The organism is Vibrio sp. 10N.222.49.A3 (genome assembly GCF_041475145.1).
GTDB classification, from domain to species: Bacteria; Pseudomonadota; Gammaproteobacteria; order Enterobacterales; family Vibrionaceae; genus Vibrio; species Vibrio tasmaniensis_A.
On sequence record NZ_JBFRVM010000060.1, the window covers coordinates 1 to 26,679 of the forward strand.

29 protein-coding genes are annotated in these 26,679 nt (G+C 40.6%); 2 read left to right on the forward strand and 27 right to left on the reverse strand.

The window, feature by feature from the left end; translation table 11 throughout:
- From AB4589_RS12050 to AB4589_RS12080, 7 genes are all read right to left on the reverse strand, one after another.
- Positions 1-154 (reverse strand): DUF3391 domain-containing protein (locus AB4589_RS12050; RefSeq protein WP_372100635.1); only part of this gene is annotated, 154 nt, incomplete at its 3' end.
- Positions 155-262: 108 nt separating this feature from the next.
- The gene (locus AB4589_RS12055) at positions 263-1,258 is read right to left on the reverse strand and encodes a LacI family DNA-binding transcriptional regulator (protein ID WP_135444679.1); all 996 of its coding nucleotides are present in this window, start codon (positions 1,256-1,258) and stop codon (positions 263-265) included.
- A 108-nt stretch (positions 1,259-1,366) separates the two neighbouring features.
- On the reverse strand, positions 1,367-2,122 hold the full coding sequence (chbG, locus tag AB4589_RS12060; protein WP_135444676.1) for a chitin disaccharide deacetylase: 756 nt from the start codon (positions 2,120-2,122) through the stop codon (positions 1,367-1,369).
- Positions 2,123-2,138: 16 nt separating this feature from the next.
- A complete protein-coding gene (locus tag AB4589_RS12065) occupies positions 2,139-3,461 on the reverse strand; it encodes a 6-phospho-beta-glucosidase (protein WP_371702437.1) in 1,323 nt (440 codons plus the stop codon).
- Between the two features lie 10 nt (positions 3,462-3,471).
- On the reverse strand, positions 3,472-3,783 hold the full coding sequence (locus AB4589_RS12070) for a PTS lactose/cellobiose transporter subunit IIA (RefSeq protein WP_017100049.1): 312 nt from the start codon (positions 3,781-3,783) through the stop codon (positions 3,472-3,474).
- Complete coding sequence (locus AB4589_RS12075; protein ID WP_372100601.1) at positions 3,768-5,135, reverse strand: PTS sugar transporter subunit IIC; 1,368 nt, start codon at positions 5,133-5,135, stop codon at positions 3,768-3,770. Before AB4589_RS12075 ends, AB4589_RS12070 begins: the two co-directional genes overlap by 16 nt.
- 87 nt (positions 5,136-5,222) lie before the next feature.
- Positions 5,223-5,528: a PTS sugar transporter subunit IIB gene (locus AB4589_RS12080; RefSeq protein WP_372100603.1), complete on the reverse strand. Its 306-nt coding sequence runs from the start codon at positions 5,526-5,528 to the stop codon at positions 5,223-5,225.
- 247 nt (positions 5,529-5,775) lie between these two features.
- Between AB4589_RS12080 and AB4589_RS12085 the strand changes: the two genes are divergently transcribed.
- The gene (locus AB4589_RS12085) at positions 5,776-7,059 is read left to right on the forward strand and encodes a carbohydrate-binding protein (protein ID WP_372100605.1); all 1,284 of its coding nucleotides are present in this window, start codon (positions 5,776-5,778) and stop codon (positions 7,057-7,059) included.
- A 454-nt stretch (positions 7,060-7,513) separates the two neighbouring features.
- Here AB4589_RS12085 and AB4589_RS12090 read toward each other — a convergent pair whose 3' ends face one another.
- From AB4589_RS12090 to AB4589_RS12160, 15 genes are all read right to left on the reverse strand, one after another.
- A complete protein-coding gene (locus AB4589_RS12090; RefSeq protein WP_372100606.1) occupies positions 7,514-9,115 on the reverse strand; it encodes a P-loop NTPase fold protein in 1,602 nt (533 codons plus the stop codon).
- Positions 9,116-9,446: 331 nt separating this feature from the next.
- Entirely contained in the window at positions 9,447-11,138 is a 1,692-nt protein-coding gene (locus AB4589_RS12095) for a hypothetical protein (RefSeq protein WP_372100608.1), read from the reverse strand.
- Positions 11,129-11,365, reverse strand: a complete 237-nt coding sequence (locus AB4589_RS12100) for an ABC-three component system middle component 6 (protein ID WP_372100610.1) — start codon at positions 11,363-11,365, stop codon at positions 11,129-11,131. The genes AB4589_RS12095 and AB4589_RS12100 overlap by 10 nt, the downstream gene beginning before the upstream one ends.
- Positions 11,362-11,934: a hypothetical protein gene (locus AB4589_RS12105; RefSeq protein WP_372100612.1), complete on the reverse strand. Its 573-nt coding sequence runs from the start codon at positions 11,932-11,934 to the stop codon at positions 11,362-11,364. Before AB4589_RS12105 ends, AB4589_RS12100 begins: the two co-directional genes overlap by 4 nt.
- 1 nt (position 11,935) lies before the next feature.
- Positions 11,936-12,229: a hypothetical protein gene (locus AB4589_RS12110; protein ID WP_372100614.1), complete on the reverse strand. Its 294-nt coding sequence runs from the start codon at positions 12,227-12,229 to the stop codon at positions 11,936-11,938.
- Positions 12,230-12,458: 229 nt separating this feature from the next.
- Positions 12,459-12,821, reverse strand: coding sequence for a hypothetical protein (locus tag AB4589_RS12115; RefSeq protein ID WP_372100616.1), 363 nt, complete (start codon positions 12,819-12,821; stop codon positions 12,459-12,461).
- 28 nt (positions 12,822-12,849) lie between these two features.
- A complete protein-coding gene (locus AB4589_RS12120) occupies positions 12,850-13,008 on the reverse strand; it encodes a hypothetical protein (RefSeq protein WP_372100617.1) in 159 nt (52 codons plus the stop codon).
- Between the two features lie 82 nt (positions 13,009-13,090).
- Positions 13,091-13,927 carry a hypothetical protein gene (locus AB4589_RS12125; protein ID WP_372100619.1) on the reverse strand — a complete coding sequence of 279 codons (837 nt, stop codon included), beginning with the start codon at positions 13,925-13,927 and terminating at the stop codon, positions 13,091-13,093.
- Between the two features lie 164 nt (positions 13,928-14,091).
- Complete coding sequence (locus AB4589_RS12130) at positions 14,092-16,797, reverse strand: hypothetical protein (protein ID WP_372100621.1); 2,706 nt, start codon at positions 16,795-16,797, stop codon at positions 14,092-14,094.
- Positions 16,798-16,871: 74 nt separating this feature from the next.
- Positions 16,872-17,306 carry a hypothetical protein gene (locus AB4589_RS12135; RefSeq protein WP_136994938.1) on the reverse strand — a complete coding sequence of 145 codons (435 nt, stop codon included), beginning with the start codon at positions 17,304-17,306 and terminating at the stop codon, positions 16,872-16,874.
- Between the two features lie 382 nt (positions 17,307-17,688).
- A complete protein-coding gene (locus AB4589_RS12140) occupies positions 17,689-17,937 on the reverse strand; it encodes a hypothetical protein (RefSeq protein ID WP_065100079.1) in 249 nt (82 codons plus the stop codon).
- A 4-nt stretch (positions 17,938-17,941) separates the two neighbouring features.
- Positions 17,942-19,117, reverse strand: a complete 1,176-nt coding sequence (locus AB4589_RS12145) for a tyrosine-type recombinase/integrase (RefSeq protein ID WP_372100624.1) — start codon at positions 19,115-19,117, stop codon at positions 17,942-17,944.
- An 83-nt stretch (positions 19,118-19,200) separates the two neighbouring features.
- A complete protein-coding gene (locus tag AB4589_RS12150) occupies positions 19,201-20,247 on the reverse strand; it encodes a hypothetical protein (RefSeq protein WP_372100625.1) in 1,047 nt (348 codons plus the stop codon).
- 195 nt (positions 20,248-20,442) lie between these two features.
- Complete coding sequence (locus AB4589_RS12155; RefSeq protein WP_016797467.1) at positions 20,443-20,667, reverse strand: hypothetical protein; 225 nt, start codon at positions 20,665-20,667, stop codon at positions 20,443-20,445.
- A 173-nt stretch (positions 20,668-20,840) separates the two neighbouring features.
- Positions 20,841-21,107 (reverse strand): hypothetical protein, encoded by a 267-nt coding sequence (locus tag AB4589_RS12160; protein ID WP_016797466.1) that lies wholly within the window; start codon positions 21,105-21,107, stop codon positions 20,841-20,843.
- Between the two features lie 268 nt (positions 21,108-21,375).
- Here AB4589_RS12160 and AB4589_RS12165 point away from each other — a divergent pair, with 268 nt between their 5' ends.
- Positions 21,376-22,257 carry a helix-turn-helix transcriptional regulator gene (locus AB4589_RS12165; RefSeq protein WP_372100628.1) on the forward strand — a complete coding sequence of 294 codons (882 nt, stop codon included), beginning with the start codon at positions 21,376-21,378 and terminating at the stop codon, positions 22,255-22,257.
- 689 nt (positions 22,258-22,946) lie between these two features.
- Here the strand turns inward: AB4589_RS12165 and AB4589_RS12170 are convergent.
- From AB4589_RS12170 to AB4589_RS12190, 5 genes are all read right to left on the reverse strand, one after another.
- Entirely contained in the window at positions 22,947-23,378 is a 432-nt protein-coding gene (locus AB4589_RS12170; RefSeq protein WP_102540124.1) for a DUF2787 domain-containing protein, read from the reverse strand.
- Positions 23,379-23,479: 101 nt separating this feature from the next.
- Entirely contained in the window at positions 23,480-23,980 is a 501-nt protein-coding gene (locus tag AB4589_RS12175; RefSeq protein WP_372100630.1) for a hypothetical protein, read from the reverse strand.
- 45 nt (positions 23,981-24,025) lie between these two features.
- Positions 24,026-24,409, reverse strand: coding sequence for a hypothetical protein (locus tag AB4589_RS12180; RefSeq protein WP_135382135.1), 384 nt, complete (start codon positions 24,407-24,409; stop codon positions 24,026-24,028).
- A gap of 92 nt (positions 24,410-24,501) precedes the next feature.
- Positions 24,502-25,737 (reverse strand): tyrosine-type recombinase/integrase, encoded by a 1,236-nt coding sequence (locus tag AB4589_RS12185; protein WP_372100632.1) that lies wholly within the window; start codon positions 25,735-25,737, stop codon positions 24,502-24,504.
- Between the two features lie 297 nt (positions 25,738-26,034).
- On the reverse strand, positions 26,035-26,337 hold the full coding sequence (locus AB4589_RS12190; protein WP_222430031.1) for an HNH endonuclease: 303 nt from the start codon (positions 26,335-26,337) through the stop codon (positions 26,035-26,037).
- Between the last annotated feature and the right edge of the window lie 342 nt (positions 26,338-26,679).

Sequence of the window (26,679 nt, forward strand, 5' to 3'; positions counted from 1 at the left end):
CATGCTTAATCCCAAGATGCCGAATTATTTTCACTTGAGCGTCATCTTTTATTTTGAAGCTGTTGAATAAAAATGGGGGGTCATTCCATTTTAGGGGGAGTCGTATATGTAGGCCGGGCTGGGTGCGATCTACTGTAAGTTTAATGTCTGCCACTTTTCCACTACTGACTTTTCTTTATAATCTTTTAATAATAGATTTTGTAAACGAATTCATCAATAAACACGCCATGTAGATGGTGTGCAGTATGGCTTTAAATAGAAGCTATATGGGCCTCTCTGCTTTGCGTATTTTCAAATGAGTTTCAAAGAGCAGCTTATTCTCTAATTGCTGATCCTTTACTAGTCCCATAAGTGTTTGTACTGCGGCTCTAGCCATATCACTGATAGGGAAATGTACTGCTGATACCGTTGGATAAAGGCTTTCACATAAATCAACACTATCAAAGCTCACCATCGAGATTTTCTCTGGGACCGGGATTTTATGTTCATGTAGAAATTGCATAGCGCCAACCGTCATCTCCTCACTACAAGAAAAAAGGGCGGTCATTTCTTGATGTCGTCTATATATAGCAGCCATTGCATCGTAACCACTTTGACGTCCGTAATCCCCTTCTTCACACCAGCTCTCATCAATTTCAATCCCTGCGCTTGTCATTGCATCGACATAACCAAGCTTCCTCAGCAAACTATTATGCCGTTGTGAAGGTCCCATAATACAAGCAATGTTTCTGTGACCATTTGTTATAAGGTGCTCTACAGCAATACGACTCGCACCATAATGATTAAACGTAACACATCGTTCTTCAATACCTTCTACATGGCGATCTAGCAATACAAATGGTGTCGGCAACTTGGCAAGTTCACGTAAGTCATCATCAGAAAGGTAGCGACTATGGAGCACATACCCATCACAGCGAAGATCATGAAAACGTTGAATCGCCTCTCGCTCACCATCTGCAGAATGATGGCCTTGCGCGGTAATCAGGAACTTTTCATGGGTGTCTAATTCAGTTTGAACTTGCTCCATCATCTCCCCAAAGAACCCACCTGTATAGTAGGTCACTAACAAGCCAACCATGTTGCTTGATGAAGTAGCGAGAGAGCGAGCAATAGCACTTGGGCGATAATTGAGCTGTGCCATGGCCGCTTCGACTTTTTTTCTTGTCTCGTCTCGAAACTTACCCTCCCCATTAATAATACGAGAAACGGTAGAGCGGTTTACTCCGGCGAGTTCGGCGACATCTTTAATCCTTGCCATATGACTACTTAATCCAACTACTTGTTTTATTGAAAAGGGAGACCAAAAATAAAGCGGCCACCAGCAAATCGTAAGGTGATTATAGGGGGTCGACGCTGGCAGCCTAAATCATACACTGACGACTTGATGAGAAGAACTAAGTGCAGAGTAATCCGTGACTGCGATACCACACTGAAGAAGTTCCTGTTTAAGTATCGAAGAGGTCAGTACTTGTAGCTCCAACTCTCGCTGTAATGCGTAACCACTTTTATGTATTAGAGGTTTATCGATTTCTGCAGGATGGCACATCACTTCGACAATATCGTATTGAGCCTTTAGTCTGAGCAAGTTCCTCATTAGCCCATCTAAATTCACGCCCTGGTCGTAAAACTCATCAGTAAAGAAATATCGAGTAGAATTACTTTCATGGCATAGTCCACTCCCACGTAAAGGCACTCGATACTTTGCAGCAAGCTCCCTAATTACGGGCAGTAATTGAGGGTGAGTGTGTGCATGATGGTGGCTGTCGAGATGACTCAGGGATAAACCTAAAGCAAGGAAATGCTCTACCTGACTTTCAGCTTCTTCATACACTACCTTGGCATCGAAATCTTGTTTCTTCCACAGGTCAGCGTAACTAACAAACTCCTCCTTATTGTTGGTAAGATTAGGGTGCCCCGTTATTGGATCCCCCGCTGTAAAACGCAGATGCACGCCAATTTTTAAATCTGGATTTTGTTTCGCCAACTCAACAGCATGCTTCTCTGCATCCATGCCTACCATCATAGTGGTCGAGTTAACAACGCCTTGCTGGTGTGCTTTGATGATTCCAATATTTACTCCTGACGTTAAGCCAAAGTCATCTGCGTTAAAAATCACTTTCATGACGATACAACCTTATCTATAACGTTGTTAATTTGAATTGAGGAAGGTATGACGCATTGACTCTTAATATGTCATCCAAAATGGATTTCGCCCGACCAATATCAGGCACTAGCGGATTATTGGTCAACGCCATAAGTGCTTTGTCATAACTGCCTTCAACGGCGGCTTCAATCGCCAATTGTTCGTAAGCCTTCACTTGATAGAGCAAACCTTTGATGTTGTTAGATAGCTCCCCTACCGCGAGTGGTTTTGCCCCCCAACTACCAATCACTGCACTACACTCAATCACAGCACTATCTGGCAAACTGTTAATGGCCCCATTATTTAACACGTTAACGACGTGAATACTGTTGCGGTTGTTATAAATCGAATCAACTAGGTTCAATGACGCGTCGGAATAATAAGCTCCGCCTCGTTCCTCTAGTTCCTTCGGTTTATGGTCCAAATTAGGGTCTTGATACAACTTAAAAAGGGCTGATTCTGTTTCCATGACTTGTTCAGCACGGGTACCTTGCTCCCTAGCACTCTTTTTCTCTTCTGCTAACATAGCGTCGGTCTGATAAAAATAGCGATGGTAAGGACAAGGAATAGCACCTAAAGCTTTAAGGAAAGCAGGGTCCCATGGCTCTTCCCAAATATTTTTCATACTGAAGTTGGCACCATCTCCGACTTTTTCCAATACAGTTTGAGTAATATCTTCCCCTCTAAGCCATGCTTTGTGTACCCATACCAAGTGATTCAAACCTGCGAACTCAAGCTGCAATTCTTTTGGCTCACAATCCATCATTTCAGCGATCATCATCTCCATCGAGACTGGTACATTGCACAAGCCAAGACTCTTCACTTTGGAGTGTTTACTCACTGCTTCAGAAACTAAGCCTGCTGGGTTTGTGAAATTCAGCATCCATGCATTTGGCGCTAACTCTTCAATGTCTTTACAAATATCGAGAATCACAGGGATGGTTCGTAGTGCTTTGGCAAAGCCACCTGGCCCAGTGGTTTCTTGACCGATAACGTCATACTTGATGGGGATACGTTCGTCATTAGCTCGTGCAGCTAAGCCTCCTACTCTAAATTGAGTCATTACAAAGTCAGCACCTTTGATGGCTTCTCGACGATCAAATCCCGCTTTGATTTCAATATCGGCGCCAGCCTTGTCAACCATACGCTGAGCTAACCCTTTGATGATTTCGAGCTTCTCTGCCCCCACTTCGATATCAACAAAGTGCATTTGTTTCACTGGTAGAAATTCCAAGCGCTTGATAACGCCCTCAACGAGTTCTGGTGTATAGCTACTACCACCACCAATGATGGCAAGTTTGATTGCATCTCTCGACATAATTGCTTCCCTACTTCTCTGCAAGTTGCTTGTTCAATGCGACGATTTCAACGGCCATTTCTTGAGCCAATATTGTGGTCATTAAGTGATCTTGAGCATGCACCATCACTAAGGTCATTGGCACTTTGCCTTCTCCCTGATCTTCTTCAATTAGTTGAGTTTGAACCAAATGCGCCTTGTTAATACATTCTCTTGCTTGGGATAGCTTTTCTTCAGCCGTTGCAAAATCTTTTTCTCTAGATAGACGCAATGCTTCATAGCTTAAGCTTCTGGCCTCGCCCGCATTACAGATAATTTCCATTACCACTAATTCTTGTTCCATATCTTCTCTCCAGAAAGGAGGGCTGTCACGCCTTCGCCTGTTGGTTTTTCTGCATCTTTCGTTTCTTTATTAGCTGGTAGCTCTTGCTCCAGCACCTGTTTCTCGAACATTTTGAAGAAAGGTAAATAAATGAAGAGGTCGAGAATAAGAAGAGCAATAACCAACAACACTGGTGAGAACGTCCAACCACTACCCCATGAGGCCCCTATGATTGCAGGGGTTGTCCAAGGTGTTGTCGCCACCCCCATACCAACAAAACCAAGATGTATCGCAAAATAAGCGATGGTTGCGTTTAAGATTGGCGCGAAAACGAATGGAATAAACAAAATTGGGTTCATCACAATTGGGCTACCAAAGATCACCGGTTCATTGATTTGGAAGAAACCCGGCACCGCACTCATGCGACCTATACTTTTGAGGTGCGCTGAACGGCTGAAAGACATCAACAAGACTAGCGCTAGAGTTGCTCCCGAACCACCAATGAAGATGTAGAAATCCCAGAAGGGCTGAGTAAATACATTTGGAATTGGTTGACCGGCAACAAACGCATCGATGTTGGCGCTAATGTTTGTAAGGAAGATTGGAGACAATAGTCCAACAACGATCGCTGCACCGTGAATGCCTGCAAACCATAATAATTGGCAAACAAGCAGCGCGCCGATGATCGCTGGTAAGGTATTTGAAGCACTGATCAGTGGTTTAAACATTGACATCACCGCATCTGGGATCAGCATGTCGTATTGAGTCTGAACAAAAATACTTAATGGATATAACGTAATGAAAATCGCTAAGACAGGTAAAAGAACTTCAAAAGAACGAGCGATTGCAGGTGGGACCTGCTCTGGCATACGAATCGTAATGTTATGCTTCTTCATAAAGCGGTAGAGTTCTACCGAGAAGAAAGCACACATGACAGCAGTAAAGATACCAGTACCACCCATGTGCTTCATCGCCAAGGCACCATCTTTTGCAGGTGCAGCAACTAATAAAAAGCTCATGATCGATAATACTGCGCTGGTGATCCCATCCATTTTGTACGCTTTAGCCAAGCTATAGGCGACCCCAAGCGAGACAAATATGGTCATTATCCCCATCGACATATTAAACGGCATCATAATAGTATCGAAATGCGTCGTCGCAAAGTCCAACCATATTTGACCTAAAGTAAACGAGGTACCCTCTTCAAATGGGGGGAAAGCAAAAATCAAAATAAAGCTACCGACAATAATAAACGGCATTGCCACAATAAACCCGTCTCTCATTGCTCTAACATGGGGCTGATTACCCACTTTAGCCGCTATTGGGGCTATATGCTTTTCGACGATTCCTATAATCGCATCATAAAGCTTCATAGAGTCCATCCTTATTTTCAGACAAAAGAATCCCGCACCAAACATTAATATTCAGTGGTACTCTTATTTATATTTAAAATTATTGAATTAGTTAATCAGATCTAAAGCTTGCTGTAGTACTTCTTCCCCTTTCATCATTCCATAAGCCTGGGGGGAAATCGCTTCTATATTTTTACCATGCTCTTGTGCGGTTTTACGTAGTTCTTCTAGCTGGAAACGAACCTGAGGACCAAGTAAGCAAACATCGTACTCTTTGATAACCTCATCGAACGCGTTCACAGACAAAGCACTAATCTCACATACAATTCCTTGTTTTTCAGCTGCTTGCTCCATTTTCTTAACCAGCATACTGGTCGACATTCCTGCGCTACAGCATAAAAGGATCTTTTTCATAGCCTTACTCCCATTGTGTAAATTTCAACCTGCAAAAATTGTAGCAAAAATAACCAACACAAAAAAGCGCAACCGGTTGCATTGTTCGTGAACTGAATCCCACTTTAGAAAATACGGCCTATTTTTTATTAATTATTTAGGTCTAGGATAAAAGCCAGAAAGAAATTAAAAGCAACAACCTATATTTATAACTATCAATATATTATTTCTGACAACGTCATAATTAATTTCCACTAAGGAATATAAAATGAAATTAAATAAACTGGCTATGATTACACTTTTAGGCACTGCCCTATCTCAATTTTCTCATGCCCAAGAAGCACCAAAAGGTACCATATATTTAACCTTCGATGACGGCCCTATTAATGCATCTATCGATGTAATTAATGTGCTGAATGAACAAGGTATTAAAGGTACTTTTTATTTTAATGCTTGGCATTTAGATGGCATTGGTGATGAAAATGAAGATCGTGCTTTAGAGGCCTTAAAACTTGCTCTTGATACGGGGCATATCGTGGCTAACCACAGTTACGCACACATGATTCATAACTGTGTTGAAGAGTTTGGCCCTAACAGTGGCGCAGAGTGTAATTCAACCGGCGATCATCAAATCAACTCTTACCAAGATCCTGCTCATGATGCGGGTACTTTTACCGAAAACTTAGCCGTGTTAGAACGATACTTACCAAGTATCAACAGCTATCCAAACTATCGTGGAGAGGAATTTGCTCGACTGCCTTACACCAATGGCTGGCGTGTAACAAAGAACTTTAAGGCAGATGGTTTATGTGCAACATCTGATGATTTTAAACCTTGGGAGCCTGGTTACTTCTGTGACACTGAAAACCCTTCAAACAGCGTTAAGGCCTCGATTGAAGTGCAAAACATCTTAGCGAATAATGGATACCAAACCCATGGTTGGGACTTAGACTGGGCACCTGAGAGCTGGGGCATAGCGATGCCAGCAAACAGCTTAACAGAAGCAAAACCATTCCTTACCTATGTTAATGCAGCACTTAATAGTTGTGCACCAACTACCATTAATCCTATCAACTCCAAAGCACAAGAATTTCCTTGTGGTACGCCGTTACACGCAGACAAAGTGATAGTGTTAACGCATGAATTCTTATTTGAAGATGGTAAACGAGGTATGGGAGCAACCAAAAATTTATCTAAGTTAGCTAAGTTCATTCAAATAGCTCAAGAAGCAGGATATGTCTTCGACACCATGGATAACTACACTCCGGTTTGGCAAGTTGGCAGCGCTTACGCAGCTGGCGATTACGTCACTCACTCAGGCACCGTTTACAAAGCCATAACAACACACGTTGCACAACAAGACTGGGCGCCATCTTCAACCTCTAGCCTTTGGACTAATGCCGACCCAGCAACCAATTGGACGCTAAACGTTGCTTATGAGGAAAGTGAAGTAGTGACATATCAAGGTTTACGTTACCTAGTAAACGTACCACATGTATCACAAGCCGAGTGGACTCCAAATACACAGAAAACCTTGTTCACAGCTCTATAGACTGTTCCTACTATCACCATGTAGTAGTTTGCGCGAGGCATACCCCTCGCGCTTTTTTCTTTTTGGGGATTCAGAAATAACAAAGCCCCGACTTAAGTCGAGGCTTTGTTATTTAAATATGGTACCGGTAGGCGGACTTGAACCGCCACGCCCGAAGGCAACGGATTTTGAATACCTCTTAAGCACTTGTAATTAATTGCATTTAAGGGGATTTCTTTGGATATCAAGGACTATAAAACAGGATTTTATTGGATCTTTCTAGCACACGTCGAGCACAGATTTCACATGCTATCGATACGCTTTTGGAATGGGTATTTAGGTAAATGTTCTAAATATCTAGACATAGGTTATGTTTATTTTATCTTCACACGTATCACTAAAAACATATAGCATGGATAACCACGACAATCACCGTAAATACCTCAAACTTACTCATATTCGGTAAATTTTCAACTCAGTCAGCGTTATCAAAATCCTTCACAATAGATGACGTTAGCTCAACGGCTTTAAAATAATCACCTCGTGACCATAAACCTGTTGTCTTACAGCCAGTTTGGCATAACGATTTAAAGTGTTCGATGTACAGTGTCAGTAACTTCAACCCACCCCCTTCTGAACCAATAGCTACTGCCATTTGGTTTCGTCGCTTTCCACTCTCTGACTGAGCACCTCTTTTCTCTGCAAGCTTACTAAGACCATCATTTAATGTAAGCTTTTGTTCTGACTGATTATCTGAAAACAAGTTCGCAAAATTCCAACTGAAAGAATAATTACCCTCAATAGCTCTAAGATACTCCTTTACATCAGTTTCCGTGTTTGGCGGAGTTAATCTCATACCATTAACATTTAAGACTAGCTGCTCAATGGCATTGGTATTTCTACCGTAGGTATCCTTTAACTCTTGAGGTAACGTATAGCTAAATCCACTGAATCGACGCCTAGAGTCATAACACACCCTAAAGTTAACACTGTCATACTCTGCTACAAGCTGAATTAATAATCTAATGTCAAACAATCGTCCTTGAGTTTCTATCTCATACAGTATAGCGGCTTCAACCTTATTAAATACCTGCTCTAACCTTCTCAGTGAAAGACCATACATGATTCCAACTTCATAAATCATCAGTGATAACGATTCAGGTGTAGATGGATTCTCTCCAAAAATTACAAGTTCAGATATCCGTTCTGAAAGCGTTGATTTATCAACTAGTAATTTGGCAAATAGGCGCCTGTCAGGTTCAGGTAATGCAGCACTTCTATTAAAAAATCTAGACAGATACTCCTTTCCGTCGAATGTAGAGCCGTAAACAGCCTGGATCGAATGGCTCAACGCCACAGTATCAGTAGCTACAACAAACACATAATTTTCCATAGAGAAGAAATGCTTAATTGTTTCTAGCATTTCTATAGAGTAGGTTGGTCTACAACGATCTAGTTCATCCACAAGCACGAATACCTTCCGCCTGCTTTCCGGGAAAGATTCGGCGTAAGCCGACAAACAAGCATGGGTATCTTTGATTGCCGCTAACTGCTTTCTATAGTTATCAGTCAAACTCTTACCCAATTTCGGATCTGATTGCTGCCCAAACTTTATATGCTGAGTCATTCCTAACAAAGCTGTTGCGTCAAAGTCTTCTTGTTTAGTTGATGCATATGCAGCAGCAACATCCACAAAGCCATTCCAACCCCGTTTAGCTAGCTTTCCTAGATTCTCATGAAGAGATTCAGTTACACCACTGTATCCTGAATGGATACTGTTAAGTTGCTCTAACAGCTCTGAAATAATCACCAACAGAGGATCATTGGTAAAATCAGACTCCCAGGCATTGATGTAAACTGTCGGATAACCTTGGTTATGTAATAGATCTACATAAAGCTGCTTTAAGAAATGCGTCTTCCCGGTTCCCCAAGAACCATTAAGATTCAATACCAGAGGTGTTCTCTGTGCTCTAAGGTACGAAGAAAGGTAATTACCAGACTCTCCATTATTCAGTCCACAATCATCCCAATTGTACTTTTTTTGCCACCCCTCAAACCGTTTTCTCACCTGCTTCATGAAAGACCTCAATTACAATTGTTTTATATTTGACTGATATTACTGAATATCACCTTACGATTATCTTCAATTACATCACAGAAAAAATATTAACTCTAATAACGTTTGCCAATGGGTCGCCCAGAAGACCTCCATGAACCACAACTCACAAGGCGATTTTATCAATTCACATAAAGCATAGTGTTACACTACAATGAAAACGAACTTTAGCTTCCTCTTAAGTAATTAAGATTACTTAAGAGGACTCCTTTAGATATCAAGGGCAACAAAATGAAATGTCATATCATCCAATATACATTCATAATTAACTAAGTCTTACTAGGAAATTAAATCACACTTTAAAAAACTTACTTCCTTTGGACAGCTCAAACTTAGTCGATTTAGACTTAAGCTTTTGAGGCAATAGAGTTAATTTATCATTAAGAACCGATAGAACCACTTGTACATCATTTTTATCTGCCCATTCTGAAAGAATTGCCAGCTTATCTTCATCAATAGCATCTAAATAATCCTGAAGAGTAACATAAGGCAATTTCAAGCCTTTACTTTTAGCATAAACGACAAATGCTAAATCAGCTGACATTGATAATGCTCTTGGTGCACCATCCCCTAATATTTTATCTTGATTAAGTATCTTAAAGGTAAGCGAGTTGTCATCATTAAACACCGCCGTAAAATTCACATTATCAATACCAAAAAGCTTCTTATTCAATTTTCCAAAACATGAATTATATAAATTCAAATTACTTACCAATTCAAGCTTTGAGGATTGAATATTATCTCTTATAACAACAAGATTTTCATTAATGCTCTTTGTTTCCAAATGAATAGAGCTAACTTCATCAACTACATACTGGATCTTTCCTAACTCAATACTCTCCCTTTGAATCTGATCCTCTATCATAAAAAACCCAGAAAGATGATCTTCATTCATAAGCCCTTTCAATACTATTTTTTCTTTAGAAAGATGCGTATTTAAAAATTCAGATTCCTTATTTATTTTATTAGATATTACTTCTACCTGGCTCTTTGTAAAACTAATTTTATTTTCCAGCATTTTATTATGAAATTGAACCACTTCTGAAAAAGATTTCTTCAACTCTGGTATTATGCTATTCGCTTCATTATAGATACTCGATAGAAGCTCTATATCAACTTCTGTTTTTTTATTTACATACTGATCTATAGTTCGTTTAGAAAAGTCTCGCTGCGTCTCAAGATTGTATAAAGCTGAACTAGATGATGATATCTTCTTTCTAATTTCAGTTAACTCATCCAACTTATCAATGTGCACACTAGAAAAATCAAACTGCTTTTCTTTACTTCTCAGATTACAGATATTTTTTTCTAACCTTTCTACATCTAGGTGAAATTCAGAAATATCTTTTCCATTTTTAAGAGCTGTTTCTCTAGCCTCTAGAGATTTTAAGTCACTTTTAAGTTTATACTCTAGCTTTACTTTTTCATGAGCAGAAAAACCAAAAAGATAAGAATAGATTACTCTATAGTCATCATCGCTAGTAAAAACGTTATCATACCTCAGCGGTGCGCTAGCTACTTCTTTTCGCACTCTAAACAAACGATTCTTTAGTGTTTTATAGTTGGGCTTAGAGTAAGAAACATTAAGAGTGTTCTGTATTGCAACTTCAAATGCTTTTTGCGATGTGTATTTATCTTTGTTTATCCAAGAGATTCTTTTTAATCTACTCTTTGGTTTTTCTATAGTTCTAATTATTTGGACAACATCATCATCTTCATCAGACATTTTTAAAGACAACTCAAAATAGACTCCCCCCTTAGTTACATAATTAAATATGTCATCATTTACTTGTTTAGACTCTGGATCATACCAAACTGAGACTCCATCAGAACCCAAACAAAAATTAATAACTCTAAGAACGGTACTTTTTCCTACTTGATTCCCATGCTCACCAACATTAGTCACAATATTAAGACCGCTGTTAAAAACACACTCTCTTACTACTGCACTTCCATCTCTAACCACAAGCTTAATCAACTGCATAAGTATAGCTCACCTGATTCATTAATATTTAATACGGAAGCGACAAATAACCAATCAAGCGCTAACATAAAGTAAGTAAATGAAATACTTTCATAACTTGAACAGTATCGATCATATAGTTCAATAGTACATACCTTGTTATATGGTGAAGATTTAATAGACAAGATTATTTGAGCACCAATAAAATATAATGCTTTTTTAGGCGACTGCGTATTTGAAATAATCATTCAACTGGAATCTCAAGGATTTTACAGTTAATAAACCCATAACAAACAATCATATCCCTAGCCATTTGTAGACTTTCGACACAAAAATCCAAGTTAGAAAAATTATCATCAAACATTTTATTTCTAACTGATGAAACTAAAAAATCGGAATTATCTTTTATGCAAGAAATAACATCTATATGATTTTTAGTGTTGATATTATTCTCGATCATAACGTCTCGTTTAGCTTCTTTATACTTCATGTTTATCGATTTAAGAAATCTCTTTCTGTAGTTGGGGTTTTCATTGTCAAAAGCTTCTACAGCCTCCTCTACAATAAAAAGAAAACTAGAATTCTCCCTTATCAATTCAGAGTAAACATTCAAACAATTATAATCTATTTTCAGTTCAACTTTTTCAGTAAAGATGTAGTCATTATCTAATTCCAAATCAAGTGGATCAGTTGTATCTAATATTTTTTCAAGTAATGGGGTAAGTGCAGAACGAACTTTATGAGCATTCAAAACTTCAAGGTGATTATTTTTACCCGATAACTCAACTGCAATCCCGCCATTGTTAGCTGTTGCCATGTCACTTACCTATATGGATATTATTGTTCTTACCTGAGCTTTTCACTGCAACCCCTCCATTATCAGCAACTACCGAACCCTTTCCTTTACTAAGTTGGTGCAATATGACGAGCATAAGAGCAAATACAAAAGTAGATATGGTAGAAAGCTTTGTTAGGTCATAAATTTGCTCAGAAGTCATACTCGATAAAACCTCGACTGAAAACAACTGACTGTAGATAGCATAGAAAATGAAAGCACCTACACCTGACAACCCTGTACCAGCACCTAGTATTACTTTCAATATGTTAATCATACATTTACCTACTTAATTGACCCGATACAGGGAATGCTACATTCACTTGAAACATCTAGCAACTAAATGAAAAAGAACTGTGACATGTTTTATATAAGTTAATTGAATAAAAACAGTAAAAGTAGCTTTTTGCTCACTTACATTTGTTCAATACCATCATGAGGTAAAAAGGGAGAAGCCACATAGCGCAGCTGCTCCCTTTTACTTTTTATATCAATATCAATATCAATCACTTAATCTCATAAAACAAACTACCTAGCTCATCCTCAGCTAACACCGCCACCCAACCATCAAACTCATCCCCGAACCGCATCTTCGGCAAATCATACTTAACTGATACCTCATCAATCGACAGATTCTCAATCTCACCTTTGTTCTTAGCACGACGAGCCTTGTCATTCAGCGAAGTAACAGCCTTACTTAAATCCCCACCAGCAACCAGTGCAGGGTTAGCAAGCAACAAATGACGCGCTGATGGGTAAAGCTTGTTGCCGTAGAACATTGGCTTGGACTGACCTTTTAACTTCTCACGCTCGCCATGCACAGCAGACAAAGCTTCCTCGACGCCAATGCTAGCCTTTATACGATTCATCAGCGTACTTTGCGCCACACCAAGCTCTTTAGCAGCCTGACGGCATTGAGAACTCAAGGGCTTGCTTTAACGTCCAGCCGAATTTGGTAACGCTTTCATTAATCATCTTAGGGTTTAAGCCATAGTGACGCGCAGCAGCACTGCGAGAATGAAATTCTAGGTCTTTAATTTGATAAGCGTTTTTCATGATTTATTTTTCCGAATAATAAGATCTAAAAAGCCCCACTAATCAGACAGGTCAAGCCTGTCAGACTAGTAGGGCTAGAAATTTAGAAAGGTAATGGCTCACTTTCTTCACGTTTACCTAAAGAGACTTTAGCCTGAATATCATCGTAAAGCGCCACCATAGGTTTCACAAGTTCAATATTCGCCAATGGATTACCGCTTGAAGCCTTCCAATCTCGCTGCTTAAATCCATCAGCCCATACAGTCAGCGTGTTTACCACAGTGACATCCAGACCAAGTATTTCGACGGTATCAGCACCTTGCTTAAGATCGTCATCTGCTAGTTTAAGAGCCGCATATCCAAGCTCTAGTCGCTTTCGTGGAGCCTTAGCGCCAATCTCATGCTCTACTTGAGTAACGCCGCCAGAAACTTTCTTTATCTGAGATGACTTACCACCTACACCAAAGTCACACTCGAACTTCACATGCTTTCTATTTCGCTCACTCTGCTCTTGAATCTTTTCCCATTCACGCTCTCTAGCTCGCTTAGATGAAGCTCTTAATGATTCAACTAGACTAGGCTGATTACGCTGTTCCGCCTCCTTTTCGAGTACTGTTTTACGCTCAGCTTCAACCAACGCTAATTGCTCAACCATAAATTGTTCTGGATTCGCATCCATTGCAGCAATGATTTTCATGGCTTCGGGAGCCGTCATGTTACGCGCCTTAAGTTCAGGAGCTATTGACTCCCACTTCTGAAATAAATTTAAGTCGCGCATACCAGCTTCAATAGTTCCGCACTTATAAAAGATAGCGCAGCCCTTGCTACCTTTAACACCTTTACCACCTGAATAGTAAGGTCTCGCTTCCTTATCACTTGGGAAAACTGAACATTTCTTACCACGAAGAATTACGATTGGATTTTTCTTAGATTTAGCCACGATAGGCTCCTTGAATATTAAAAATTTGATAAACCGCCGGAATGACGGCTATGAATTTGAATAAAGGTCATTGCGTGTAGGATTGCTGTCTTAATACCCCTACGGTGCTATGACATACAGAGGGAAAAGCCCTTATCTCTCAAGGGCTCATCTATAATTGATATTTACGAACTTAGCTGGCTGCTAAGCGCTGCTCGTAGCGATTCACGAGCTATAGGTTCGAAAAGTTTTTCGATTACGAAGCTGGGAAACTTCGATTTAATTAGAATGGCTAATTTGATAGTCAGCTCCGTTAACGGTACTGCTGCTTCAATTAGCTTAGATTTACCTGCCGAGCGTACTAACGTCGATTTGGTTGGGTAACCCTGCTCCGTTAGCCATGAGGCAAGTTGATTAGCATTTATGTCAGATTTAGATATGCCGCCCTGTTCATGGGCATAGAAGCGCAAGAATAGACGCGCCATTAAGCTATCCGATGTTTCATCAGATTTAAGTCTTAGTGACTTATTGTTAGAAGCTTTCGCCATTGCTAGGCGGTCCTGCCAGTTATACCAGTCCTCTAAAGTCTTTAAACAATGTTGTTTTCGCCAATGGTCAAAACGAAGACGAGTAAACAGCATATCGTCCAACGAATAATGAGGTTTAGTTTCCAAAGCTATATGCTGTAGGTCTTTGACATCGAGCATTTTTGGATTCAACAACTCTCGCTTATGATCGTATTCCATGTTCAAAAAGATCGAACGCTTTTCAAGCATTAAATCCTTATGTTCTAAAAAGCGCATCCGATTCGGTGTCAGGTAGCTACCATCAACTTTGTCATCAAAAGCACGGTTCAAATACATATCCACCATATGAGCACTTTGATCTGCTACTGTTGGATCTACCTTCACGCCGCCTTTCGCTAATACAGGTTCAAAGCCTTCACTCTCTATGACGGTATATTGAGCACGGGTTTTAGCGCCTATTAGCTGTTCAGCCTGATGCTTCAGTTCTAGAATTTCACCACCCGATGGATCTATTCGATGATATAATTCCCTAAACCGCTGGCAGATAGGACCTGATAGGTCTATTTCTTCTAATTCAGCATTGGTTAAGAAACCATCCGTCGTAACAGACACAACAACCTTCTCATCGGGCATGCTATGAAGCATCTCACCTAACATAGCTCTAGCAAGACCCGTCGTATAAGCCGCAAAGAAAGGATTCGTCAACGTCGATGGAGGCAATTGCTTGGAGTATCCAGCCTGTATATCAAACGCACTTTTGGGGCGAAGTGATTGTGCCATTCGCCCATAACAACTATTTAACATTTCTTTGGTTAATTTTTCATCAAAGCTACCTTTAACAAATGACTTACGCCTCTCTCGACCCCATTTCATAAAATCTTCGAAAATACGCACATCATTTTTCCATGGAATGACGAATGCCTGCTTAATGGTGATCTCAGCGCCTTGGTTATATGCGACTTCCAACTCATGACCTGTAACATATGTTTCACCAGTGATGGGAAATAACAAACCATAATCTGAACGAACCGCCAAGCTTGGGAAGCGAGTATTCTCAGGGAACTTAAACTCAACCCATGCCATGGCACACTTGTCGTTGAACAGGTCATGTAAGTCCTGAGTCATATACATTTGCTCATTCGCTAGCTCACGTAGACCTAACGTAATCGCCGAGTAACAGGACGGTATATCATAATCTCGCCAAGTATCGACTTGAGTGGGACCAGCGATAAAGCTTTCGTTTCTGCCACCGTGATAACACTGGGTTGCAAAGCCCTCTAATGTCATACGTGCAGCAACGGGGACATCCCTTGTTATCGTTAATGGCTTATTTCGATCTGATGGCCAAATTTCTTTAGTCACTTTCTCAAAACCAAATAAACCACGATAACCGCGCTTATCTTCCAAGCTATTCACAAAAGCTTTAACGGCAATGCCACCAATAGTGAATGGCACCGACTTTAAACCTAATGTGTGTTGGCAAAAGAGAGAAACGCGCTCAAAGTGGCGAGCACTAATAATCGCATCGGTTAAAGCATATTCAGCGAACTTTTCAGGCTCAGCTTCCAAGAACTCATCCATACGAGAAATAGAATAAGGCTCAGGGATCTCGACTTTCGGGATCTCAAGTAAGTCGCCCACCGATGAAAGTGACGAACCATTCGGCGATAACAGCATAGTGTCAAAGAAAGTGATGTAGAGCGTTTTCTTATTACGCGACTTGGTATTGACCTGGAGCGGTTCCTTATCGATGCGGCGAGACATCACTTTATCAAGCTCTAGTCCATATACATCGTCAAGGCTCGCCACCGTCTTTCGCAATCCGCTTACATGTGTCTTTAACTGATCAAACGCTTTACTGAAGTTAAACAGATCAGCCGATAACCAGTGAGCACAAATAATTACGTCAGTCGGAAAAGTATCTAATACACCTTCATCCATTGCCTTTTCGATGGCTTGAACCAAACATCGATCCAATGCCAAACGACCAGACTTTTTAGTCGATTCAGGATACAAGATAAGTGTTGAAAGCAGACCCTTATACAAAACAGCAAGTTGATAACTCAAGATACTGTTGTACTCTCCGCAATCAGACTCGGTGTACTCTGTATCGATAGCTATTACAGGTCGCTCAAAGAAAGGAGTTACCTTTCGTTTCTTACGCTTAACTTTCTCCTTCTTCTGTGGCTTCTTGCCGATATAAGGCTTAGCTTTAGGCTCAACCGCCTCAAACACATCAACAGGTTCTTGAACCTCCCAGCTATCGATTGCCAGCTCTTGCTTTGACTCTTGCCAACCAGCCTCAACCAAGCTGTCCATCATCGCACTGGCATCTTGCTCCAGCCATTCAAATGTCTCTTTCATCTACCTAATCTCCAAACGCAAAAAAAGCTCCACTAGGGAGCCTTAATAAGAAAATGATGTTTCATACCAAAGTGTTACTTTTGATATGCTGTCCACTCAATGGACGCCACCGTTTTTCCTTCACTAATGTCCATAAGCACATCAGCAAGTGCGTCTGCAAGACCTTCAATATCGGAGTACACTTCCTTATCAAAGATACATACTGGTCTTCCATTTAGACCGATTAGAATCAAGTTTCCAGTCTTAGGAGACTCAAATACATTCTTGATAATTCGAGCATCAACAAAACCACCGTTTTCAAGTACAATGGCGAACTTTTTTGATGGATTAACACGGTTTCTAACCTTCTCAAACAAAGCAAATGACGATTCACTTTTATCAAAAATAGTCTGTTCACCTTGAGAATCCAGTGCAAAAGTTAGCTCACCAGTATGCACGAGGGTTGTTGAAGAACCCGCATTTACAATATCATTACCATTACGAACGAATAGAGGTGCAGAAGTAGTCATAATTACTGTTTCCTATTAAGATTTCCAAATTGTTAAAGAGCGTCCATTAGAGGCTCGCTCCATGGGTATCAAAGGCTGTAGCCTTAAACACATGGGTATTATTCAATAACCGTTACTTCCACTTATTCAGTACAAAAATGGCCTTTTGCTAGAAAATAAAATCGTCTTACAAAACACCACATAACATCATCGAGACAAACCCTGCATCACAAGCTTCAGCCTTAAATACAGGGTTATTATTCAGAAACGGTTACCTCCACTTATTCAGTACAAAAATCGCCGTTTGTCAGGAAATAAAATCGCCTTGTCAAAGCAACACATAACCTCATTGAGGCTGAACGCCTCAATGAGGTTATGTTTCATGTAGTTAGCGATTAACACCTTAAATAATCCATCGTGGCTTCAATGCTTGCTCTTGGGCTGCTAATTGCTGCTTCTGTAATTCAGCCAGTTCATCCTCCCAAGCAATCACATCACTTAATCTGAAACGAATGGGACTATTTCGATTAGTGCCTAACTTAAAGAATGGCGGTACAGAAGACGGGTTGCGTGAACAAGCTGTCGTGATCGACTCCAAGCTACGTTGTTGACGCTCTGCTAAGTCAGCTTTAGTTAAAATGGCGTTGTTCATGATTTTATCCTTGATGCAAATTGAATGATTGAGAGTGACCAGAGATCAGCGATGAGGCAGTATCTTGGCTCGCTTGGGTAAGTGATTGGTCACTATGAAAGGCATAACGCTCGGTTGTCGTTACGCTTTGATGAAAAAGATTTTGCTGAACCAATCGCGCATCACCTGTTAGGGCTAATTGACGGCTGGCATAGGTACGGCGAAGGTCATGAATAACCAAGTGCTCATGACAGCCAGTTGTTAAGGCAACATGTTCACGGATCTTGGCATGGCAAGCTCTCGGTGATGCAATATGCTGGTCTTCATGTAACGCAGATGGAAATAACCAAGTATTCCAAGTTATCGCCGCACATTCAGTTAGAAGCTTTCTGGCTGGCTCATTAATCGCAATGCGATAAGCACGACCATTTTTAGTTTGAGGCAACGATAAGATGGTGAAATCATGATTGATCATCTCTTTGCTAATGCTGATCACGTTACTGATACGCAATCCAAGAAAAAGACTCACCAATAATGCCTTGGCATGAAACGAACCGATCTCAAGTGCTTTATCGATGTAGTGAAACAACTCAGTATCACTTAACACGCGATCGCGGATATTAGATTCAGGCCACTTTTTAATACCTTTACAAGGATTTCGGTGCAGTAATTCAAGTTCTACTGCAATAGAAAAGATTCTAGATAAAAGCGACAAGTGACGGTTAACCGTAGAACCTTTCACCTCAGTCGCTAGTCGAGTCAGGATTTGCGTAATATCAAGACGGCTCACATCACCTAGAGACAGATGAGCAATATCACCAGCTAGACGACGCCAGCGAGTCTTAACACTTTGTATATCGCGATTATGGGTTTGCATCATCGGCAGGACATAATCAATGAAAAAATCACCGACTAATATTGATGAGGCTTTATTGTAGTAACCTTGCTCTATCTGAGCTAAACGCTCATTGGCAAGTTTTTCAAAGGCAGAAATACTCATCGCAGGCCAGTGTCCAATGACTTGATTGAAACGCTGGCCTTTAAACGATTTAGAAAGACTTAGTGATATTGTATTAGCATAAAATGTAACCTGCTGATGACGAGCGCCATCACGCCGCCTAGTGATAGGTTTCTCACCTACTCTAGGACGAGGATGTGCCTTAAAAGCATCGGCAGTAAAAGAAATGGTGTTAGTTGACAAGACAAGCTCCGCTACATAATTAATACATGTAACGGATTCTATAAAGCAAAGGGAGTTGTGTTATTCAGTACAAATGGGCCGTTTTAGCTGATTTTAACTTTGCGCTCAGTTAAGTCTATTTGTTTAAGGTGACGTCTCAGTTTAGGTAAATTTATAGATATTATCTCCAAACTAAAGTCATAAAGATCTGTAGGCGACTCATCATCAACTTCTAAAGTACAGCAGTCTTCAAAGTCAGAAGCTAACTTGGAAAGTTCTATAACAAAATCTCGTTCAGATTTTCTAATTGATCGATATGCACTAGGGTCAATATTACCAATGGAGCTAGACACCCCTCTCACACATGCAGAAATAATATCTTCAGGCCCAGATGGCATAGCTTTAGACTCAAGAAGTGATTTAACATTAAGCGCATATTTGGTGACAACCGATTGAAAGTCTTGACTCGCTTTATAGACAACAGTCCGCTTTACTAACTCACTTCTAATATTAGAAACTTTTTCTATTTGCTGCTTCTTATTCGCAACAACAACTTTATAAGGAGCAGGGTTCAAGTATTGGTGAACCACAATAATCATCTCAGCGATTTGACCCACTTCCTCAAGCAGTAACTCAGCATCATCAAAATTATCTAGGCTAATTGCATCACGGGCTTTCGTCAGTTTGTCACGAGCTAAAGCAGGCATCAGCAGTTCGGCAACATTCGGATTTGTTTCTACGACGTCATCAATATCAGGATATAACTCAGGAACAATCAACGAAATGAATATAGCTTGAGCATCGGTTAACTCATCAAATCTATCTAACAGGGGTAAACCATGAAGCTCGCAGAAAGCATCATCAATATAACCAAATACGTCTTCTTCACCCGACGCAACATCATGCATGTTACCAATGGCATTAGCTCTAACGTCTGCAATAGCATCATAGACATAGTTTACGGCATGGCCTCGCGTCTGTGCGGTATCAAGCTCTAATGCTTTAGCGTGATAGTTAAAACCCGTCAGCTTTTCACTAGTGCTGTTAGACAGTTCGTGTTCCTTACGGAAGGTCATGGATTGCTTGATTTTGTTTTCAAGTTCGTTACATCGCTTTTTTAACGCAGCTTTTTTATTGGTCGGTCTAGCCAAAGGAAATCTCTTAGTTAAGATTGAGTTAGTTGAATATTGAAATCAAAGCCTAACTGCTAAGGTTCGTTACATTATTATATCTACCCCTACCGTCTTGAAGCACACATACACATTCCCCTTATGTGATAAGCGTTGCAATAAAAATAAGATTACGAAAAAAGTGAGAGCAACAGCTCTCACTTACTCTACTTCTCTTTAATCTTCAGGGCCGACACATGCTCCCACGCAGCCACCAATTACAGCTCCGACTACAGCGGCTTCGGCTCCACACGTGCGGCCGATACTAGCCCCTATCGCCAAACCCTTCATAGCACCTGATGTACTAGGGCGAATTTTCACCTTAGTCGTTGGATACTCACGCTCAATTTCAATCGCTTTCATCGGTAGCGATGATTGCCCCAGTGTTAATAAATTCATCATTGTATTACCTCTATTTCTCTGCAATTTTTCATTGCTACAAACAAAGAAAGGGCCATGCTCAATGAAGAACATGACCCTTAGTGATGTTATACCGTTCAACCTAGTCCAGTGTTAATGTCGAGAGTTCCAAGTCTTACACCAACGTCGAGCTAAATTGACCAATACAACAAACCTTATTGTGCTTTGCCTTTCGGGCTATCTGAACCGCATAAAGTCGCATCAGTAACATGACCATTCATGGTTCCACAGACATCCGCTTTCCATTGCACGATAACTCCGTAAGACGCTGTATTCTGAATGCCTGCTTTACCATTCCATTGTGGCTCTAGCAGTTCTTTCATTTTCGAGATATCGCCCGGATTACCGCCGAACGTGCCGCCGGCGAAAACTGAAGATGCGAATAGCGAAGTTAGACCTAGCAGGATGATTGATTTTTTCATTGTTGTTTTTTCCTTAAATACGTAATGACGCCGCTGGTAAAGACAGCGTTAACGTGATTGATGATTAGTTTAAAGGGGGTGAACGACAGGGTGTGTCGCTCAGATGTAGAAATATTGAAATGATTGATGAATGCCTTGTAAGACATACCTTGAGGTAACTAATGAAAGCTATAGCAATATCAGTAACCTTATGAAAATTCGCTAGAAATAATCAGGTTCTTTCCGACCACGACACCACCTGACGAGCTACCTATCTACAATGCGTAGAATGAAAGAGCATGACAAACTAGCGAAACGACTTGGCATCATCCTGACCCGTTTGAATACAGGTGAGAAACTGTATCTGGAAGAGTTGAGCCGGGAATTTAGGGTGAGTGAAAGAACGCTTCAACGGGACTTCAATGAACGATTAAACTACTTACCGATACAACGTGACGGTGCTTGCTACTTTCTTGACCCACAAGCTCTAGGTAGGCAGAGCAATAATGAAGTGTCATTGCTGCTGATGAAGATGGGGTTCGATACGCTATTTTCCGGTAAGCACTACCTAAGTAATGGTGTATTGAACAACAAGAGCACTCCGCCCTTTCTATTCAAGAATCCGCAAATCGAAGACATCAGTAAAAATGCTTCGGTGTTCGAGAAACTTATCGAATCGATACAACGCCGGAACGTGATTAGCTTTAGTTGCCATGGGAAAACCTACGATGAGTTCCACAGCTACAAACTTTTGAATGAACGCGGATTGTGGTTCATTGTCGGGACACAGAGAAACCAGCTAGAGTCTCTCAGAGTGGCTAAGATTCGTGAGTTAGTGCGTTACGAAGATAAATACTCACCTGACCTAAATGTTGAACACAAGCTCACTGGTCGAGGATATGAAGATGAGTTGCCACATCCCGTTGAGGTGGTTATACAAATTAGCGGAAGAGTCAGCGAAACCTTCTTCAAAGAAAATAATCCCAATGACTTTCGAGTATTAACAGGGCTAGGTTCAGGTGATGTATTGGTAAGCTATACGACTAGCAACATTCAAGCATTACTCCGCTTACTCAAAGCGTGGCTTCCTGATGTCGAAGTGCTGTCACCTGATTGGGTGAGATACAAGTTGAAGCAGGAGTTACAAACCTATCTGGAATCAACCAAATAGAAACCACTCTGATAGCTGTAAGGTGATGTGTTGCAAACTTCTGGTTGAGTCACTCTCAGTATCAGCGCCTGACATAATGAAGTCACCCGAGAATCACCAACCAAGCCCTAAGCTTAAACTGACCACTATGTACCTAAATTAAACCTGTCGGTGCGTAACAAGCACAGCGATTGACTTGATGAAATGACCAACCGATACCAGACAAGGGAAAGTGCTAAATCCCATATTTTCACCCCGCCAAAATTAACACTTTAATAGATTAGAACAGAGCTTTTAGCTAAGTTTAATATATTTATATTATTAAATTAATTATAAGGACTTTCAGCTCAGGTTAGGCAAGGAAGCCATACCAGCTCTAGATTTAATCTACAAAAACGCTCCCATTGCTTCGACATAGCAATGGGAGTCATTAATGTCAAAACACCAGCAAGAAGACAGCAACCCCGTTAAAATTAGAGTTCCTTTCCTTGGTGTTTCCACCTCCCCATAATAACCCAGTCACTTCATCTTCTCTGAGCTCTGAACTCAACGGATTGGCAAAACGTTGTAGAAACTTACTCCAATGAAAAAGGCTTCCCATCACACCATGACAAGCATGGCACAATAGGAAGCCTTGATTTCACTAGGAAGTGACACAGCAGTTTTATGGTTCATACATGGTGCTTTCAACTTGGTTTGCTACTGATGAACTAATCCACGGTGACTTTTATCTCATCAAAGCAGTCCATTCCGATGTAGCTTAGAAAGTTGGATTCCCACATCGAATAGAACTCCATTACCTCACTACTTATTATTGGTAATTCCGGAACATAGGAAAAACTCGCTGTCCCACATCCAAAATTGAAATCCACCTCTTTAACCAGTTCGGGATAGGGACCACCGCAATACGCAAAGTCAGTAATGTAATCAAATACCCATTGGTCATTGAGTCGAACAAGCCTGATTTCAACAGGATGAAAACCGCCGTTCTCAGAGCTATAGCTCGAATCTCGGAAGCTAATCACGACCGATTGGATCATGGGTGTCCATTTACCTGACTCACTGATCACTCGGTTTAAAGTATCTTGAAGATCGACACTAACAGGTAAAGTCAGCTTATTCTTTGAAAAGCATAGTTTCATAATAAATTCTCTTTTAATTTGTTAGGGATGCACTTTTGGGTAGTGCGCAGTATGAGATTTTGGAAGTGGTTTAGTCGGTAAGGATTGATCTGCTTTTAGGGTTATTTAGCTTCGGTTTCACTGTCCACTAATGACAGGAGTTCATCACGACGTTGCTCGTAGTCAGGCGCAAGAACGTGGAGAAACACCGATTTCTCTGACGGCAGGATAAGTAATAACCCACGCAGTGCCGCCGCCATAAATCCAGCATTATTAGCAGACCCACCTTTGAACACAGATTTAAGTACAGTGCTTTTAAACGGCTTGTCGTGTTGCTCATTTAACACAGCGACAATATCTTCAAAGGCTACCCACTCTTTACTATGAAGACCGCCACCTTCATTACCCGAAAGCCTAAGGAATAGAGTATTTAGATCATCATGTACCGAAAGCTCATAGAACACATGATTCTGAGTTTTCGGTGATAACTTTTTCGCTTTACCATCGAGCACGACATTAGCGAAATGGTCTACTGGATTGTCGTCAGCAACCGTGGCTTGTTCATTCCCCTCTACGACTTCAGGTTGAACGACTTCTTCTTTTTGATTGGTTTTACGTGCCATGGGACACCTCCATACTATTAGTGACTATTAAGATTAGATTCAGAGTTAAACTTCAGCTTGTTCAGCAAGCTTGACGACAGGGAACGTTGGACTGTTCATTGGAGCGCAGCAATACACCCCACTACCAGCCGTAGTAACAATGGCAACAGCAAGTAGCCAAGGACAGTCATCATCATTTAGTAATAAAACCCATTCAGGGTAGTTAGTGACAAAGCGTAGAAAGCTTTGATCGCCTTCCGGTTCTTTACTCAAGGTTTCATCGGTATCGTCGGCTTCAATCAAATACAAAGTGGTGCCAACCTCATCCCAGAACGCTTTCGTACTTTCTTCATCACCGAATGGCTCTATCAAATGTTCGAGTAGTTTTACTTTCACATCATCAGGCATTGGCAGTGATTGAATTTCTTCAAAATTGTTTACTGTTTTCATCGTGAATTTCCTTCTAATAATGAAAAAGCCCTCGTCCAGCTAGTCGCTGTACGAGGGCTTTTTCAAATGATTTGTTTTAAGTATTACTCAGTCTATTCAAGTGGAATATCACCACTAACCATATCCGATAGATGTGAGCCAATTTTACGCCTACGACCAACGGTATGCTTGGCATAATACTTACTCGTTATACCTATCTCGGAGTGATTCAATTGTTTAGCAATATCATGTAAAGGCACTCCTTTTGCCGCAAGCAAAGTTCCAAGTGTATGTCTGGCACTGTGCAGGGTTATATTGGCTTTATCTCCTGGTATATCAGGCAGTCCCATCTTCTCCTTGATCACTTTCAATGCGTGTCTAGCAGGGCTGATCGGTTTACACTTTCGACGTCCAGCAAAGATATAAGGATTATTCGTCACTTTAGGTATCGACTTCAAAATAGAGAGCATGTAATCACTTGCATAAATAATGTGGTCACGACCATTTTTTGTTCGATTTATATACAGAGTTTTCTGTTCCCAATTTATCGATTCGTGCTTTAAATACCTTAATTCACGATCCCTTAATCCAGTCAAAAACAGCAACGCTAAGAACGATCCTGTGTGTTTATCTGGATACTCCAAAGCATGACGAACAAAGTCCTTCAGTTGATTTTCGGTGAGGTATCCTGTGCGGATATTATCCAACTTCGGTAAGCTGACTTTATCTGCAACCAACAGACAATCCATAAGACGGTATGCATGTTTATTTATCGACTTGAGAAGTGCTAATACCCGGCAAATACTGGCGGTTGCGTAAGGCTTACCAGTGGTTTTGCTGATCTTACTTTGCATTTCCATCTGCACTTTCACGATATGCGCAGCGGTTAGTTCATTAATCGGAACATGATGGATAGACTTAGCATGACGGAATCGTGCGACATCATCTTTCCATGTACGACGTTGTTTTTGAAGAGGAAGATAGACCTCATTGAAAAACCGTTCAAGGGTCATAGACGAATCAGTCTTTTCAGTATCACGCTCGATCTTCGGATCAATACCCTCAAGAATCTGCTGACGGTATTCCTTAGCAATTTTACGCAGGGTAATGATGCAGGTTTCAGGGTGCTTTCCTAAACCTACCGACGCCTTCTTACCAGTAACAGGGCTTGTATATCGAAGCAGGAACCGCTTGCCGCCAGACTTACCGACTAAGCAGCGAACACCAGTAGGTAAACCGGAGTCTTTCATAGCGGATAGATTGACTTCGTAATCGGTGGATTTTGCAGTTGTGGGATTGGGTTTTAGACTGTTGAGGAAAGTGGTGGTGAGTCGTTGTGATTTACTCATTCAAACCTCCATTGACGTTGTATTCAAAACGTTAATATCTGTTTGAAAAGTTGTTTGTTACAGAGAGGTGAGATAAGGCTACGTAGAAAGTGGGACTAACTGTAATTTTGCTCTAACCATCACACAGTATAGAGCATGGTGATTACAGGTAGTAGCGACGTATCACTACCACCATAATCAAAGTTCGAAACATTGCTTACACAAAGTATGCGATGAGTAAAAGGACTATTGAGATTATAGGGTTAACAACTAAACACAATGCAGCCGTAACCACCAACAAACCTTTGATAACTTTCTTCATAATCTAATATTCTTAACTTCCCTAATCAAAGCCTCTCCGGAGTACTTCAGAGTCAATGCATTAATTTTCGCATTCTTTTTACTATTACAACTTCGACACAGAACCTGAAGATTAGCGACAGAGTTAGAACCACCAAATTTCTGAGGGACAATATGATCGATAGTTAAATTAGAATCGCCTTTTCTTAACTTTTCATTGCAACCATTGCATTTATACCATCCATTCACCGAAGGATTTCGCTCAAAGTAATTTGCTCTATAATCACTTCCAAAAGTTTTCTTCATTAATGAACCAAACATAAAACACCTATAATATAGTTAGAATAAATTCAACAAGTTGCAGTAAAACTACATTAATTAACTTCATGTTAATGCGATATAACTCACTTAAATAACAGCATTTTTATCGAATGTTCACCCCATCACACTTAAAACGAACAATGTACAGACATTCGTTGGTAGGTTTCTAAAGGGAATATCGAGGATAAATTTCATTGAAGCAATTGAGTACAATGGCATGGACATTTTCATGGTGTATCAGCGTGTAGTTGTTTGTTGATGTATTTCCCCAACGCACTAGTCACACACTACCCAACAACGCCCATGATAAAAGGCTTAACGACACCTGATCTGCTCCAGTTA